This is a genomic window from Pseudofrankia saprophytica, assembly GCF_000235425.2.
In the GTDB taxonomy this organism is placed as follows: domain Bacteria; phylum Actinomycetota; class Actinomycetes; order Frankiales; family Frankiaceae; genus Pseudofrankia; species Pseudofrankia saprophytica.
In genome coordinates this window covers 1,189,096-1,205,122 of sequence record NZ_KI912266.1, presented here as the reverse complement: position 1 = coordinate 1,205,122, position 16,027 = coordinate 1,189,096, and the positions used below count along the sequence as shown (strand labels likewise).

The following is a 16,027-nucleotide window of genomic DNA, read 5'->3' as shown; positions in this document are numbered from 1 at the left end:
CCGCTTGGGCCCGATCATCGGGCCCCGTTTCCAGGAGCACAGAAATGGGCCTGTTCTACCGGGGCTGGAGCTCGTTCGGCCCCCTTAAGTTCAGCGGCGACGGCACGGGCGTCAAGCAGGTCAGGTTCACGCTCGGCCGGATCGACTGGCGACTCTGGTCGAAGGACGGCTGGGGCCACGACTCCAGGGTCGACCTGCCCGGCCCGATCGACTACCGCAACGGCAACTGACCTCAGCCGGAGCGGTGCGAGCGGCCAACCCGCAGCCGGCGCCACCCGGACGGACCCGGTCCGTTCCCGCGGATGTGCCCGGGGTTGCCCGCGGCCGCGCCAGCAGTCTCGGCTGCCGGTCCGGCGTCTGGATCGAGGGCGTCCGGATCGGGGGCGTCCGGATCGGGGGCGCCGGGCGCGGTGCGCGGCTCGCCGCTGTCCGCGGCGGACGGTTGCCGCGGCACCGTGGGCTCGGACGCGAGCGGGCGCCGTTCGATGAGCAGCATCGCGAGGTCGTCGCGCAGGTGCCCGCCCGCGTGCCGGGTGACGCGTTCGGTCAGCCGGTCCAGCGCCTCCTCGATCGTGCCGTCGAGCAGCGCGTCGAGATGGTCCTCGAGCGGGAAGAACTCGCCGCTCGGTGAACGGGCCTCGATCAGCCCGTCGGTGAACAGCAGCAACCGGTCACCAACGGCCCAGCGCGCGGCGGACGGCGTGAACCGTTCGGCGAGCCCTAGCGGCGGGCTGGGCGACTTCAACCGAATCTCCCCGCCGGCCTGGGCGTCCTGCCCGGCCGCCGCCGTGGCTCCAGTCGAGGACCGCATGGGCAGGTGCATCGGCGGATGGTGACCGGCGGAGCAGAGACTGAGTCGTCCATCGGGATGAATGTCGAGCAGCAGAGCGGTGACGAAGTCCTCCGCGTCCGCCTCCCGGTTGACGGCCTTGGCGCAGGCCGCTGCCACCTGCTCCGGCTCGAGCCAGGTCACCGCCGCCTCGCGGAACGCCCCGAGCACGACTGAGGCGAGACGCACGGCCGGCAGGCCCTTGCCACGGACATCGCCGATGATCACGCGGATGGTGTGCTTGGTGGCGACGACCTCGTACAGGTCGCCACCGACGGAGGCCTCCTCGGCCGCCGACAGGTAGCGGGCCGCCAGCCGGGCTCCGTCGAGCATGGTGGGCACCTCGGGCAGCAGCGCGCGCTGGGCGACGTCAGCCACCGCCCGGACCCGGCGCAGCTCGGACTCGCGATGGCGCAGCTCCGACTCCCGCAGGGTCCTGTGTACCGCGATCCAGACGGCCACGGCGGACTGCGCGGCGACCAGCACGATCGCGGCGAGGTGCTGGGACTGTCCGAACCGGTGATCCCAGATTCCGGACAGGACGGCCACCACCACCGCCAGGGCGCCGATCGCGGCGGTACGCCGTGGTCCGCGGGCGCCGGCGACCAGCAACGCGGACAGTCCGAAGAACCCAGCGAGGGCGACGTTTGCGAGCAGACCGACGCCTACGGCACAGGCGAGCACGGTGAGCCCGAGCATCAGCGCACGGTCCGGCTTCCAGGGCATGAGGCATTCTCGCCGCCCGGTCAGTCGCCCGTTACCGGTACCACCGGATTCGCCCTGTCGATCTACTTCGCGGCGCGATCGGGTTGTTCGTGGAACACCCGGTCGTTGCGGGTCGGCACCGGGAGCAGAGCCAGTGGCTGACCGCTTCCCCGCTGATCCGCGAACCTCGCGGCCAAGGCCAGGACCAAGTCAGGGCCAGGGCCAGGGCCAGGATTCAGGGATCAGCGGGGAATCCGGCTCTAGCCGCGAGCGGCGCGGCGACGGCGCAGCCAGGCGACGGCGGCGACGGCGGCCAGGGCGGCGCCGGCACGTCGGGTGGCCACCGGGTGCTGGCGCGCCTGCTGGCTGACCGTGCGGGCGGTCTTGCCGCTGGTCGCGACCGTGCGCTCAGCGGTCGCGGCGATCCACGGATGCTCACCGGCCTGCTGGCGCGCGTTCGCGACGGCGCGGTCGCGCGCGGCGACGGTCCGCTGGGCCGCGTCGGCCAGTCGCGGGTTCTGCGCCGCCTTCTCCCTCGCGGTCGCGACCGCCGGGCCGACCTTCTCCTTGGCGGTCGCGACGGCGGGGCCGACCTTCTCCTTCGCGGTCGCGACGGCCGGGGCGACCTTCTCCTTGGCGGTCGCGACGGCCGGGGCGACCTTCTCCTTGGCGGTGGTGACGGCGGGCGCGACCTTGTCGTGCACGCTGGTCACAGCGGGTGTGACCTTCTCCTTGGCAGTCGTGACGGCCGGGGTGACCTTGTCAAGCACGGTCGTCACGGCGGGCGTGACGGCGGGAACGACCTTGTCGCGCACCGTAGTCACCGCCGGGGCGACCCGCTGCCTGGCGCTGGCGAGCACGCTAGCCGCGTCGTGATGCCCGTTGGAATGCTCGTCGGGGTAGTCGGTCGGGCTCGGCTCGGCGCTGGCGGTCGTGGTCTCGGTCCCCTGGGGTTGTGGGTCTGTGGGCTCGGTGACGCCGCCGACCTCCTGGATCGGTTCTGCCGATCCAGAAGGGACCCCGAACTGGGGCCCGGCGAGGTCCGGCGAACTGTTCTGCTCGGTCACCTAGATCCTCCCTGGTGCTGACGCCAACGCGACCGCCGCAACCTCGCGGACGGGGCGAGACGGATCGTGGCTGGCAAAGTACGCATTCAGTGGGTTACCCATGGTGCTACGGAGATAGTCCGCTGTTGTTTGTGAGATGGACACCTATATGGCGGTGAGACGACAGGAAGACCGCCTCGGTGCGACCCGGCTCGGTCTCCGTGGGTAACGGGCGGCCGCCGCCGCGGTGCCAGATCCCTGACCAGCGCGTTTCGGGCGATGGCAGTGGCGGGAGCCGCACGTTCGGTTACGGTTTTCTGGTCGGCTCAGCTGGCCTTCGGCGGGTCTGAGGCTGGCGAGGCCGGCCGGCGGGCACGCCCAGGCGTGATGCCCCGTCGTGCCGGAGGGGAGGTCGGGGTGCCGGACGACCTGCTGGGCCTGCGGGGCCAAGCCGCGGCGCTGGCCGCTGGGAGCGTCTCGTCAAGAGAGCTCGTCGGCGCAGCGCTCGATCGGATTCAGGCCACCCAGTCGACCCTCAACGCCTTCCGGCGGCTGCGTCCCGGGGCCGCGCTCGCGGAGGCGGACGAGGCCGACCGGCGGCTGGTGGCGGGCGAACGGCTGCCGTTGCTGGGTGTTCCCATCGCGATCAAGGATGACACCGACCTGGCGGGCGAACCGACGGCATTCGGCGCCCCGGGCGAGTTCCCGCCCCGACCCACCGACAGCGAGATGGTGCGCAAGCTCAAGGCCGCCGGCGCCGTGATCGTCGGGAAGACGAACACGCCGGAGTTCGGCCAGTGGCCGTTCACCGAAGGACCGGCCTTCGGCGTCACCCGCAACCCGTGGAACCTTGATCACAGTCCCGGTGGGTCGTCGGGTGGCGCCGCGGCGGCCGTGGCGGCGGGGCTGGTGGCCGCGGCCGTCGGCTCGGACGGCGCCGGTTCGGTGCGGATCCCGGCGGCCTGGACCAACCTCGTCGGCATCAAGCCGCAGCGCGGGCGGATCTCCAGCGCTCCCGTCGCCGAGCAGTTCAACGGGCTGACGACGTTCGGCCCGTTGGCGCTGACCGTCGCCGACGCGGCCCTGCTGCTCGACGCCCTGTCGGGCAGCGCGCCGGTCGACCGCGACCGGCCGCCACCCCCGGACGAGCCGTTCCTGGTGTCCGCCTCCCGGGAACCGCGCCGGTTGCGGATCGGGCTGTCGCTGAAGGTGCCGTACAGCGGCATGCCGGCGCGGCTCGATCCGGCGGTGCGCGACGCCGTGGAACGGACCGGTGTCGCGCTCGAGGCACTCGGCCACGAGATCGTGCTGGCCGAACCCGCCTACGGCCTGCTTGGTGTGATCTTCCTGCCACGCTCGCTCGAGGCGATCGACGACTGGACCCATCGCGTCCCCGACCCCGAGCTGCTCGACGTCCGCACCCTGGCCAACGCGCGCACCGGCCGGATGCTGCGGCCGCTGCTGCTCGCCTCGCGGGCGGCCGAGCCGATGTCGCGGTGGCGGATCGGGCGGGTCTTCCGGTCGGTGGACGTGCTGCTCGCGCCGACGACGGCGGTGCCTCCGCCTCGGGTGGGCGAGCTCAACCGGGCGACGAGCTGGGAGACCGACCAGGCGATCGTCGCCGCCGTCCCGTTCACCTGGCCGTGGAACGTGCTCGGCTGGCCGGCGATCAATGTGCCGGCCGGCTTCACGGCGGCTGGCCTGCCGGTGGGAGCGCAGCTGATGGGCCCGGCGAACAGCGAGAGTCTGCTGATCTCGCTCGCGGGCCAGCTGGAGCGGGCGCAGCGCTGGCACGAATGCCGCCCCGGCCACCGCGCGGGCGCCGCCTCCGCGGCCTGATCCCCACCCGCGGCCATCCGGCACGCCCGCTGCCCGTGTCGGCCAGCGGCGTCGGATTGGTCGGTTACCCGGCAGCCGGGGCGATACGGCAACCCGGCGACGTCGTTCCGCGATGCCAACCTGGCGGCGGAAAAATAACGAAGTGGACTCGGCGTCGAGCGACGGCATTGTTCGGAAACAAAGAGCTCCCCGCGACTGTCGGTCGGTAGTATTTCACCGAGAGCATCCGCGAATTTGGGCGGATGACCGCATTCGGTCGACAAAAATTCGATTACTCCATTCCCCTTGCGCCGTGCCGGCCTCGTGCGCTGTCGCGCCGAGACTGGCCATTCGAAATCTTTCCGACGGTGGGCCGTCGTCCCGTACGTACCTCGGCACGCTGAGCGGCGATTGATTGATCGGAGGTCCGGCCATAGGGTCGACCGGGCGCCGCGCTTTCGCGGGGCGCCCGGTCGGATATCGCCTTCCTCCTCTCCTTCTTCAACCTACCTAACGGGAGCATTGATGTCCGTTTCTGCCATTATTCCGGACGTGACCTCGTCGTCGCCGTACCGGATTCCGGCCGGGGTTGGTGTCCACCCCGGGCTCGCCGGTCTAATCGGAAGCACAGGCCTTCAGGCGATGGATCCCTTCGGAAGCGCCATATTTCCGTTCGCGGCTCCTGCGGTGCCGGCGGGTGCGTACCAGCTGGCTCCCTATGGGAATTTTGGTAGTGCTCTTCTTGGCGGTGCCGGAAATGTGGTCAGTGGTGTGACTGGTATTCCGGGTCTGGGGCAGCTGGGGTCGTGGCTGGGTGGTCTGAGCCCGTTCTCGGCGGCGCCGGCCGGGATGATGCCGGCGGGTGCGCACCAGTTTGCGCCGTATGGTGCTGGTGGTGCGGCGATTGGGAACGTGGCTGGGAACCTGCTGAGTGGCCTGACCGGTATTCCGGGTCTTGGCGGCCTGGGGGAGGGCTTTGGGCGGGTGTTCGCTCCGTTCGCGGCTCCTGCGGTGCCGGCGGGTGCGTACCAGCTGGCTCCCTATGGGAATTTTGGTAGTGCTCTTCTTGGCGGTGCCGGAAATGTGGTCAGTGATGTGACTGGTATTCCGGGTCTGGGGCAGCTGGGGTCGTGGCTGGGTGGTCTGAGCCCGTTCTCGGCGGCGCCGGGCGGGATGATGCCGGCGGGTGCGCACCAGCTCGCCCCCTACGGCATTCTTGGTGGCCTCATTGGGAGCCTGGGTGGATCCGTGCTCGGCGACGCGATCGGAATCCCTGGTCTCGGCACCGCGGGCGGTGCCCTCGGCGGGATCCTGATTCCGTTGTCCGCTCAGCAGGCTGCCGCTCAGCAGGCCGCCGCCCAGCAGCTGGCTGCCGCCCAGCAGATTGCCGCTCAGCACGCGGCGGTCCGGCAGCACCAGAACGCCGTCGACGCCCTCACCTGCGGCGGGCAGCCCTACGCGGGAATCAACCCGCACCTCTGGCAGCAGCGTTGGGTGGCCTGCTGACCGGTCTGTTCGCAGCAGCGCGGACTTCCACTGAAGCCGCGCTTGCTACACCGCGACAGCGCGGAACCAATGTTCCACTTCCCGATCATCACCCCTTCGAACGGAATCCTTCATGGCAACGGTAAGTAGCGTGCCCCACGCCGGCGCGACCGCCAACGGGTCGCCATCCGGGCAGTGGCCACAGCAGGCAGTCGGCCTCGGCGGCGGGCTCACCGCCATGGCGCCGCTGGCGCAGGACGTATATCGGACCCAGGCCGCGATGTTCCTACAGCGAATCCACGCCTGGCTGGAGCGGACGACGCCGAGTATTCCCCAGTTCGCGCAGTTCATCCCGCCGATGATGGTCGGGGTGGAGCTCTACCGGGTGCGGCGCAACCAGGAGTCGCTCGCGCAGGCGTACTCGGTCGCTCAGGCGCTTCAGCAGGTCATCGCTCTGAACCCGGCACTGCCGCCGCTGTGACCGATGCCGATTCCCGATGACGCGGTCGCCGCGGGCGGGGGCCGCTCCGCTTATCTGATCTCCGGAGACCCGGGCAGTCTGCGCCGGCTCCTTGACGAGCTGGAGCGCGATCCTGAAACCCGAGCCCGGCGGCGGCTCGGTTCGGCCGAGCGGCTGGAGCTGCTCGTGGCCGATCTCCGGGAGGAGGACGCCGACCTCCTGCGTAAGCAGTACGGGTCCGCGATCGAGATAGAGCCGGACCGGCCACTCGAAATGTTCTGAATCAAGTCGTTCTGAAATTTCCCTCCGACTAGTAGGAGCACTGACACTACAGATGGAGAGCAACCCGAAAGGGAAATCCTCGCCGTCTTCCGCCTCGGCTTCGGCCCGTTCGACCGCGTCCGGGCGCTCAGCCTCCCGGCGCGAGGTCGAGCGTCGCCACGGCCGGTACCTCGTCGGCGCGGCTCCTCGGGAGCTGCTGCCCGCCGGAGTAAGCGTGGCGGATCCGAAGGCGATATTCGAGCGGCTCAAGACGCTGCCAGACGTCACGTTCCACCGTGAGCTGGCGATGTCCACCAACGGCCCGCTAGCGACGTTCGGCACCGGCGCGGCGCAGCCGTCGAAGATTGCCGTCTTCGAGATGCCCGAGGATCGGGCGGCCGCGTTGCGCCAAGCCCCGGACGTGCTCATCGAGCCGGACCGGAGGCTGAATGTCGCCGATCCCGCTCTGGGTGCGGCCGGGGTCCTGCCGGACCCCGGAAGACTCGCCACGCCCGGAGAGACGACGAGCCTGTCGTTCACGGTCCAGGGCCGTGACGGAACGGGCGTCGCCGGGGCAACCGTGCTGGTCCAGGGGCGGAACTTTCCCGTACAGGGGATCACCGACCAGAACGGTCGGGTCTCGGTGACGCTGATCGCCGACACCCCGGGCACCATCCAGAACGTCTACGTCCGACCGGCGTCGGACTACTGGGAGCGCTCGATCGACCGCCCACGCCTGTCGGCCAGCGAGGACAACGTCATCGCGCTGGAGCCGCTGAGCCAGCTGATGCCGGACTTCCCGAGCAGGCAGCAGTTCACCTGGGGCCAGCGGGCCATGGGGATCGACCGTATCCCGCCGACCTACCGCGGTGACGGCGTCAAGATCGCCCTCATCGACTCGGGCGTCGACGTCAACCACCCTGACCTGAAAGGCCGGATCACCGCTGGGTTCGACCTGGTTGACCGGGCTGGCAGGCACTGGGACACCGACGAGGTCGGGCATGGCACGCACTGCGCGGGCACCGTCACCGGAGCCGACAACGGGCGCGGCATCATCGGCATCGTGCCGGGTGCGGAGATCCACGTCTGCAAGATCTTCCCGGGTGGGCGGTTCAGCGACCTCATCGAGGCGCTCGACTACTGCATTCAGCAGAAGATCGACATCGTGAACCTCAGCCTCGGTGCCGACGCCGGATCGATCTTTGTCTCCAGGAAGATCGAGGAAGCCCGGCAGGCCGGGGTGGCGTGCATCGTGGCCGCTGGCAACGTCGCGGATCAGCCGGTCCGGTTCCCAGGTTCGCTGCCGACGGTGTTCACGGTGGCGGCCCTGGGCAAGGCCGACACCTTCCCAGCGGACAGCAACCATGCGGAGGCGGTGATCGGCCAGCCGACCCTGGATGGTTACTTCCCGGCGAGGTTCAGCTGCGTGGGCCCGGAGATCGACGCGGTCGCCCCAGGAGTGGCGATCGTATCGTCGGTCCCTGGCGGGGGCTACGCGGCGCTGGACGGCACCTCAATGGCCGCGCCGCATGTCACCGGGCTCGCCGGGCTGATCCTGGCACATCGGGCGGACTTCCGACGACCGTTCGTGAACCCGGCGGAACGGGTGCAGCGGCTGTTCGACGTTCTGATGGCCTGCTGTCGGCCATTGCCCGAGTTCGGGCCAGGTCGGGCCGGCGCCGGACTGCCCGATGCCACCCAGGCCCTCGGGCTGGCGATGGCGCCCGCTCAGATCCCCAGGGTGGCCGCTCCCGGCGCACAGGTCATGACCGAGGTGCAACTGCTGTTGGGAACCCTCCGGTCCGCGATGGAGCGGGCCGGCCTGTCGGCTGCGTCCGTCGTCTAGGACGGCGGCGCTGTTCGTGACCAGCCAGTGAGGCGAATGTCCGCGCGGCGGATTGCTGGCCGACGCGGCCCGGTGTCGCCGTCGCGGACATGAAGCGGCCACCGAGCGGTAGTCGCGGGTCGCAGGACTCTCGACGAGCTCGGTGGCCGCGAGCCATCTCGACCGCGGCCGTGCATGGATCCCGGGGGTCCCGTGGTCCGGGGCAGCCTGGACCGGCCCACTGACCACCTGCTCCGCGTCCTTCTCGACCTGAGCGCCCCGCGGTCCCGCGCCCTCCCGTCTCCGGCGGGCGCGCCGCGTGGGCAAGATGTCGCGTGGGCGACAAAATCCCTTGGCGGCTGGGGACTTGTGAGTTAGGTTCTTCTCAACCTCAGAAATTCTTGGGTTGAGAACTACTCCTGTTGAGAGCTACTCGGTCCGAGTAGAACTCGCCGTCCAATCCTTAGGAGAGCCATCGTGGGCCCTGGGTCGGAGCGGAGGCGGCCATCGCGGCCGGCCGTTTCGCCGGCGCCGACGGCACCGGTGCCGTCGGGGGGGCCGGTGCCGTCGGTCGTCGCGGGCGTCTTCGACGAAGATCCTTTCGTCGAAGACGCCCGCGACGAGGCGGTCGTCCTCGCCGCGGACGACGACGCGGCGGAGGCGGCGTTCCTCTCCTCCTACGACCCGCGGAGCTACGAGCCGATCGCCGTCACGGTCGACGTCATCGCGCTGACCATCCGGGTCGTCGAGGCGGTGCCCACGCTGCACGTGCTGCTGGTCCGTCGCGGCCAGCCGCCGTACCTGGGACGGTGGGCCCTGCCGGGTGGGTTCGTCCGCCCGGCGATCGGGCCGGACGGTACCCGGCGCGACGAGGATCTGTCGGAGGCCGCGGTCCGCGAGCTCGCCGAGGAGACCGGGCTCGCGGCGTCCACGGACCAGCGAGCGGTCGACCGTCGCCTCGCCCGGGTGTACCTGGAACAGCTGGCGACCTATGGAGCACCGGGTCGGGATCCCAGGATGCGGGTCATCTCGGTCGCCTACCTGGCCTTCGCTCCCGATCTGCCGAACCCGACCGCCGGTGGCGACGCCGAGACGGCCGCCTGGGTTCCGGTTGTCCGCGTCGACCGCGACCACATGGCGTTCGACCACGCGCGGATCCTCGACGACGCGCTCGACCGGGCCAGCTCCAAGCTCGAGTACACGCCGCTGGCGACCACGTTCGTCGCGCCCGAGTTCACCATCACCGAGCTGCGAGAGGTCTACGAGGCGGTGTGGGGGCAGCCGCTGCACGCGCCCAACTTCCACCGCAAGGTGCTCTCCGCGCCGGGCTTCGTCGAGGACACCGGTGCCACCACCGCGCGTGGCGGCGCCCGTGGCGGCCGGCGCGCACGGCTCTACCGCGCCGGCCCGGCCCGGCTGCTGCACCCCGCGCTGCTGCGTCCAGGGCAGGAGGAGCCACGATGACCCACACCGGTTCGGCCACCATCCCGCCGACGGCGACGAGTCGCGGCGGCGCTGGCGAGGACGGTCCGCGTCAGCCCGCCTCGCTCGACGAGGTGATCGACCTCGTGCTGCGCCAGGGCCTCGGGGAACGGGAGCTGTTCGGGCCCGCCGAGCCGACCGCCGGCCGCTCGCCGGAGGCGGCGCTGCGCGCGGCCCGCCGCGTCTACCGGGCCATGGCCCGGCTCGCGCATCCGGACGTCGCTCCGATGGCCCGTCGCACCGAGGCGGCCAGGGCGTTCACCCGGCTCACCGAGCTGTGGGAGGCCCATCAGCTGGCCGCGGGCGGCACGTCGGGCGCGCGGCGGGGCGACCGGTCCGGCACGGTCGTCTTCGGCCGCGGCCGCGCGCCGGCGGCGAAGGCTCGCACCGGCTCGGCCCGCTCAGCCGGCGCCACCGGCGCGGCCGGCTCCCGGCTCGCGTACACCGTCGGCGAGCGGTACGCGGACGGTGACATCACCACCCTGTACCGGGTGGCCCGGGCCACGCCAGCCGACGGCGACGACGCCGGTGGACCGGCCGACGGTGCCGATCCGCCCTACGTCGTGAAGATCGCCCGCGCGGTGGCCGACGACGATCTTCTCGCCCGGGAGGCGGCGGCGCTGCGCCGGATCGCCAGGCTGGGTGACCCGAAGTTCGCTCCCTACGTGCCGCGGCTGGTGGACACCGGCCGGTTCGCCGATCCGGCGGCCGGCGGCGCGGGCCGCCGGGCGAACGTGCTGGGCAGGCTCGACGGCTTCGTGACGCTGGCCCAGGTGCGCGCCGCGTACCCGGGCGGGTTGGACCCGCGCGACGCCGTCTGGATGTGGCGCCGGCTGCTCGTCGTGATCGGCTACGCGCACCGCGCCGGGGTCGCGCACGGGGCGGTGCTTCCCGACCACGTCCTGATCCACCCGGAGCAGCACGGCCTGGTCCTCGTCGACTGGTGCTACAGCGCGGTCCCGGACCCGGCGCCGGACGCGATCGTCGGCCCGTACCGCGGCGCCGGGCTCACCGGTGGCCCGGGGCGCGGGGCGTCATGGCCCCGGACGCCGGGGCGCGGGGCGTCCGGGCTCGACGACGGCGACGGTGGCGGCGACCCGAGTCGGCGGATCCCCGCGCTGGTGGCGGCGTACGCCGACTGGTACCCGCCGGAGGTGGCGCGCCGCGAGCCGCCGGGGGCGGCGACCGACCTCGCCCTCGCCACCCGCTGCGTGTCCTACCTCCTGGGCAGCCCTGACCCGGCCGGGCTCGGCGCCGGTGTGCCCGCGCCGATCCGCCGGTTCCTCGGCGGCTGCCTGCTACCAGCACCGTCCATGCGGCCGGACGACGCCTGGCAACTGCTCGGCGAGCTCGACGACCTGCTGGGCCGCCTGTACGGCCCCCGTCGGTTCCGCCCGTTCACGATGCCGCGCCCGGCGCGCTGACCGCGCGCCGGCGGCGCCCTCCCAGGGGCCAGGTCCGGCCCCGACCAACGTCATCATCCCTTCTTCTCCTCCTGGAGGATCACCATGGGTAGCGGTAGCTGGTCGACAAACGTCTACGACGCGGCCGCGAGCTTCCGGCGCAGCAGCGGCCGGAGCGCCTTCGACTACAGCGACCGGATGCGCCACGCCGGCCGGGCGATGAAGGTCCACGCGGACCTCGACCCGCGCGGCGTGACGGCGCGGGAGAGCCGCGACTCGGACGAGCACCCGACCTCGGTCGCCATCTCGGTGCTGTTCGACGTCACCGGCTCGATGGGCTCGGTGCCGCGTGAGCTGCAGAGCAAGCTGCCGGCGCTGTTCGGCCTGCTGCTGCGCAAGGGCTACGTCGAGCACCCGCAGATCATGTTCGGCGCCATCGGCGACGCCACCTGTGACCGGGTGCCGCTGCAGGTCGGCCAGTTCGAGTCGGACAACAGGATGGACGCGCACCTCGGCAACATCATCCTGGAGGGCGGCGGTGGCGGCCAGGTCAAGGAGTCGTACGAGCTCGCCATGTACTTCATGGCCCGGCACACCGCGATCGACTGCTTCGAGAAGCGCGGCCGCAAGGGCTACCTGTTCATCATCGGCGACGAGAACCCTTACAAGGCGGTCGACGCCGGCCAGGTCCGCGACGTGATCGGCGACCGGCTGGGCGGGCGCATCCCCACCACGGAGATCCTCACGGAGCTCCAGCGGATGTACCACGTCTTCTTCATCATCCCGGCCGGCGCCGCGCACGCGCGGGAGAGCGCGGTGCTCGACACCTGGCGGGCGCTGCTCGGCGAGAGGGTGATCGAGCTGGACGACCTTGGCCTGGCCTGCGAGACGATCGCGCTCACGATCGGCATCCTCGAGGACTCGATCGACCTCGACGAGGGCCTCGACGACCTGCGTGACCTGGGCGCGGACGCCGCCGTCGCCCCTGTCGGCAAGGCGCTGTCCCGGATCCGGCCCGGCGGCGCCCGGCCCCTGGCCAACCCTGACGGCGGCATCGCCCGTCTCTGACCGTCTTTCCGTCTTCCGTCTTTTCGCCGAGTCAAGGAAGGAAGGAGCCGAGATGCGGCCCGACCATGTGATCGTCGTCGATCTCGGCTTCGGCGACGCCGGCAAGGGGACGGTCGTCGACCACCTCTGCCGGGCCGCCGCGGCTGCCGGCCGGCCGGCCAGCGCCGTGGTCCGTTTCAACGGCGGCGCGCAGGCGGCGCACAACGTCGTCACCGACGACGACCGCCAGCACACCTTCGCGCAGTTCGGCGCCGGCACGCTCGCCGGCGTGCCGACCCACCTGTCGCGGTACATGCTCGTCGACCCGCTGGCGCTGGCGGCGGAGGCGGACCATCTCGCCGCCCTCGGCGTGCCCGACCCGTTCGGGGCGCTCACCGTTCACCGGGACGCGCTGCTGACCACGCCGTACCACGCGGCCGCGAACCGGGCCAGGGAGCTCGCCCGCGGCACCGGGCGGCACGGTTCGTGTGGAATGGGGATCGGGGAGACGGCCGCCTACGCCCTCGCCTACCCCGACGACGCGCCGCGGGTGGGCGACTGCGCGCACCCCGCCCGGCTGCGCCGGCTGCTCGGCGAGCTGCGGGCGCTGCTGGAGTCGGAGCTCGGGCCGCTGCCGGCGCCGCCGGTCGAGGACTGCGTCGAGGTGTTCGGCGAGTTCGCCCGGACGGTCCGGTTCGTCGATGACCGGCACGTCGTCGAGCTGCTGCGCGCCGGCCCGGTCGTCTTCGAGGGGGCGCAGGGCGTGCTGCTCGATGAGTGGCACGGCTTCCACCCGTACACGACCTGGTCGACGACGACGTTCGCGAACGCGGAGAAGCTGTTGCGGGACGCCGGGGTGGACGGCGGCGACGTCACCCGCCTCGGGGTGCTGCGGACCTTCACCACCCGGCACGGCGCCGGCCCGCTGGTGAGCGAGGACGCCGCGCTGACCGCGGCACTGCCCGACCGGCACAACGGCGTCGGCCGCTGGCAGGGGGCCTTCCGGGTCGGGCACTTCGACGCGGTCGCCCATCGGTATGCCGTCGAGGTCGCGGGCGGGGTGGACGCGGTCGCGCTCACCCACCTCGACGCCCCCGCCGCCCACCCGCTCGGGGTGTGCCGGGCCTACGACGTCGCGGACGCGACACCTGGGAGCGGCGGCTTCTCCGACTGCGGCGACATCACGGCGGGGCCGGTCCAGCAGCCTGATGACATGGACCTTGTCGACAGCCCGGCGGGCGCCCGGACGCGGGACGCGCCGAGCGGGCCGCGCCCGGACGCGGCGGTGCGGCGGATCGACCGGCTGACGCCGGGGCCGGCCGGTGACCTGGAGCGGTCGGCCGCGCTCACCCGCCAGTTGCTGCGGGCCCTGCCGGTCCTCGACGAGGCGTCGCCGGGCCCGGACGAGTGGCCGGACCTGGTCGCCGAGGTTTGTGGCGCACCGGTATCCGTCCGCTCCTATGGGCCGCGCAGCGGCGACAAGCACTAGTTCACCACCCGCCACAGCGGTTGGCGTCGGCCAGCTGCCAGCCGCGGCGACAGCGCAGGAAAACGAATGCAAGAACCCGGAGGTACCGGCCGTGACGAACTTCTATCTAGTGACACTCATCCTGGCGCTGCTACTGGCGCTGGGCACCCTCTTCCTCCTGGTTCTGCTGCGAGTGCTGGAAGAACGCCGCGACGTGGCCGACACCCGTGTCAGCTGGTCGGTCCGCGCCTTCCAGGACCAGGACGACGACCGCGAGGCGCTGCGGTAGGTACTGCCCGGCTGCCCGGCTGCCCGGCTGCCCGGCTGCCCGGCTGCCCGGCTGCCCGGCGGTCTGGCTGCCCGGCGGCCTGGTCCGGGTGACCGGGCCGGCCGGCGGCGTAGGGTCCGGCTATGCCGACCGGTGTACCGCCGTGGCCCCCTGCCGGGCGGGGCGGTCCGGACCCGGCCGACGGTCCGGACCCGGCCGACGGTCCGGACCCGGCCGACGGTCCGGACCCGGCCGACGGTCCGGACCCGGCCGACGGGCCGGCCCTCGTGGAGCCGCAGGCCGAGGCCTGGCGGGCGGGCGACCTGGTGGTGGGGTCCGCGCGTGGGCGATGGGTGCTGCTCGCGACCGTCCTCGGCTCGGGCCTGGCGTCGATCGACGCGACCGCGGTCGGAGTCGCGCTGCCGTCCATCGGGCGCGACTTCGGAACCGGCCTTGCCTCGCTGCAGTGGGTCGTCACCGCGTACACGCTCGCGTTGGCCGGGCTGCTGCTGCTCGGCGGTTCGCTCGGTGACCGGTATGGCCGGCGTCGGGTGTTCATGCTCGGCGTCGGGTGGTTCGCGCTCGCGTCCCTGCTCTGCGGGCTCGCGCCGAACTCCTCCGTGCTGGTCGGCGCGCGGGCGCTGCAGGGGGTCGGTGGGGCGCTGCTGACGCCGGGCAGCCTCGCGATCCTGCAGGCGTCCTTCGCCGCGGACGATCGCTCGCGGGCGATCGGTGCCTGGTCTGGCCTGTCGGGGGTGACGACGGCCGTCGGGCCGTTTCTCGGCGGCTGGCTGGTTGGCGCGGTTTCCTGGCGGCTGATCTTCTTCATCAACCTGCCGCTCGCCGTGGCGGTGCTGGCGGTCGCGGCGCGGCACGTACCGGAGTCGACCGACCCGGCCGCGCCGCGCCGGATCGACGTGACCGGCGCGGCGCTGGTGACGCTCGGCCTGGTCGGGCTGTCCTACGGGCTGATCGAAGGGCCGGGCCGTGGCTGGACCTCGCCGGTCGTGACCGGGTCACTGGCGGCTGGCGTGGCGCTGCTGGGTGCGTTCATCGTCGCCGAGCAGCGGGAGCGCGAGCCGATGCTCCCGCCAACGCTGTTCGCCTCCCGGCAGTTCACGGCGGCGAACCTGGTCACCTTCGTGATGTACGCGGCGCTCGGCGGTGCGTTGTTCCTGCTGCCGATCGAGCTGCAGCAGGCCGGCGGGTACTCGCCGATCGAGGCGGGAACCGCTCTGCTACCCATCACGATCATCATGCTGGCTCTGTCAGCTCGCTCTGGCGCGCTGGCGGATCGGATCGGTCCCCGGCTGCAGATGAGTGCCGGGCCGCTGCTCGCCGCCGCGGGGCTCGCGCTGCTGTCCCGGGCAGGCCATGGCGACGGCTACCTGCGTGACGTGCTGCCGGCCGTCGCCGTACTCGGCCTGGGTCTGGCGACGACGGTCGCGCCGCTGACGTCGACGGCGCTCGGCGCGGCGCCCGCCGACAAGGCCGGCGTCGCCTCCGCGGTGAACAACGACGTGGCCCGCACCGCCGGTCTCCTCGCCGTCGCCGTGCTGCCCGCGGCCGCAGGGCTGAGCGGCGGGGCCTATCTGGACTCGGGCGCCTTCAACCACGGCTTCCGTATCGCGATGTGGCTGGCCGCCGCACTCTGCGCCGCCGGCGGCCTGCTGGCGGCCCTCGGCATTCGCAACCCGCCACGCCCGGCATTCCGGGTGCCGACGCGGGTGCCAGTCCCGGCTCCGGCGGCCGGGCCCGCCCGAGGAGGGCCGGCCGCCGGCGTGCCGCCGCCGGCGCCGGCCAACGCCGTCCAACCGCATTTTCTGCACTGCGCGCTGGACGGGACGCCCGTCGCGACGAACCCGAGGAACTGCCCGCTCGGACCGCCTGCCGCCGGGCAGGCGGTCCGAGCCGCACCGGCGGACTGATC

At 72.3% G+C, this 16,027-nt stretch carries 14 protein-coding genes; 12 read left to right on the top strand and 2 right to left on the bottom strand.

All coding sequences use genetic code 11. The features are described 5' to 3' along the window. Nucleotides 1-44 precede the first annotated feature (44 nt). Entirely contained in the window at nucleotides 45-230 is a 186-nt protein-coding gene (locus FRCN3DRAFT_RS0205295; RefSeq protein WP_007515544.1) for a hypothetical protein, read from the top strand. Between the two features lie 2 nt (nucleotides 231-232). On the opposite strand, the gene FRCN3DRAFT_RS42755 is transcribed toward FRCN3DRAFT_RS0205295, so the two are convergent. Next, nucleotides 233-1,555, bottom strand: coding sequence for a PP2C family protein-serine/threonine phosphatase (locus FRCN3DRAFT_RS42755; RefSeq protein ID WP_007515545.1), 1,323 nt, complete (start codon nucleotides 1,553-1,555; stop codon nucleotides 233-235). Nucleotides 1,556-1,794: 239 nt separating this feature from the next. Beyond that, nucleotides 1,795-2,601, bottom strand: coding sequence for a hypothetical protein (locus FRCN3DRAFT_RS49180; RefSeq protein WP_007515546.1), 807 nt, complete (start codon nucleotides 2,599-2,601; stop codon nucleotides 1,795-1,797). Between the two features lie 366 nt (nucleotides 2,602-2,967). Between FRCN3DRAFT_RS49180 and FRCN3DRAFT_RS0205280 the strand changes: the two genes are divergently transcribed. From FRCN3DRAFT_RS0205280 to FRCN3DRAFT_RS42740, 11 genes are all read left to right on the top strand, one after another. Beyond that, on the top strand, nucleotides 2,968-4,419 hold the full coding sequence (locus FRCN3DRAFT_RS0205280; protein WP_035924355.1) for an amidase: 1,452 nt from the start codon (nucleotides 2,968-2,970) through the stop codon (nucleotides 4,417-4,419). A 504-nt stretch (nucleotides 4,420-4,923) separates the two neighbouring features. Beyond that, nucleotides 4,924-5,904, top strand: coding sequence for a hypothetical protein (locus FRCN3DRAFT_RS53880; protein ID WP_007515548.1), 981 nt, complete (start codon nucleotides 4,924-4,926; stop codon nucleotides 5,902-5,904). Nucleotides 5,905-6,016: 112 nt separating this feature from the next. Beyond that, nucleotides 6,017-6,364 (top strand): hypothetical protein, encoded by a 348-nt coding sequence (locus FRCN3DRAFT_RS0205270; protein ID WP_007515549.1) that lies wholly within the window; start codon nucleotides 6,017-6,019, stop codon nucleotides 6,362-6,364. Between the two features lie 3 nt (nucleotides 6,365-6,367). Continuing rightward, on the top strand, nucleotides 6,368-6,625 hold the full coding sequence (locus FRCN3DRAFT_RS0205265) for a hypothetical protein (RefSeq protein WP_007515550.1): 258 nt from the start codon (nucleotides 6,368-6,370) through the stop codon (nucleotides 6,623-6,625). Nucleotides 6,626-6,677: 52 nt separating this feature from the next. After that, nucleotides 6,678-8,450 (top strand): S8 family serine peptidase, encoded by a 1,773-nt coding sequence (locus FRCN3DRAFT_RS42745; RefSeq protein ID WP_106410143.1) that lies wholly within the window; start codon nucleotides 6,678-6,680, stop codon nucleotides 8,448-8,450. A 522-nt stretch (nucleotides 8,451-8,972) separates the two neighbouring features. After that, a complete protein-coding gene (locus tag FRCN3DRAFT_RS0205255) occupies nucleotides 8,973-9,893 on the top strand; it encodes an NUDIX hydrolase (protein ID WP_342435275.1) in 921 nt (306 codons plus the stop codon). After that, a complete protein-coding gene (locus FRCN3DRAFT_RS0205250; RefSeq protein WP_007515553.1) occupies nucleotides 9,890-11,335 on the top strand; it encodes a BUD32 family EKC/KEOPS complex subunit in 1,446 nt (481 codons plus the stop codon). The genes FRCN3DRAFT_RS0205255 and FRCN3DRAFT_RS0205250 overlap by 4 nt, the downstream gene beginning before the upstream one ends. An 84-nt stretch (nucleotides 11,336-11,419) precedes the next feature. Further along, on the top strand, nucleotides 11,420-12,382 hold the full coding sequence (locus FRCN3DRAFT_RS0205245) for a hypothetical protein (protein ID WP_007515554.1): 963 nt from the start codon (nucleotides 11,420-11,422) through the stop codon (nucleotides 12,380-12,382). 52 nt (nucleotides 12,383-12,434) lie between these two features. After that, nucleotides 12,435-13,850, top strand: a complete 1,416-nt coding sequence (locus tag FRCN3DRAFT_RS0205240) for an adenylosuccinate synthetase (RefSeq protein ID WP_007515555.1) — start codon at nucleotides 12,435-12,437, stop codon at nucleotides 13,848-13,850. Between the two features lie 91 nt (nucleotides 13,851-13,941). Further along, nucleotides 13,942-14,118 (top strand): hypothetical protein, encoded by a 177-nt coding sequence (locus FRCN3DRAFT_RS54840; protein ID WP_007515556.1) that lies wholly within the window; start codon nucleotides 13,942-13,944, stop codon nucleotides 14,116-14,118. A 122-nt stretch (nucleotides 14,119-14,240) separates the two neighbouring features. Beyond that, entirely contained in the window at nucleotides 14,241-16,025 is a 1,785-nt protein-coding gene (locus FRCN3DRAFT_RS42740) for a DHA2 family efflux MFS transporter permease subunit (RefSeq protein ID WP_007515557.1), read from the top strand. Nucleotides 16,026-16,027: the final 2 nt, after the last annotated feature.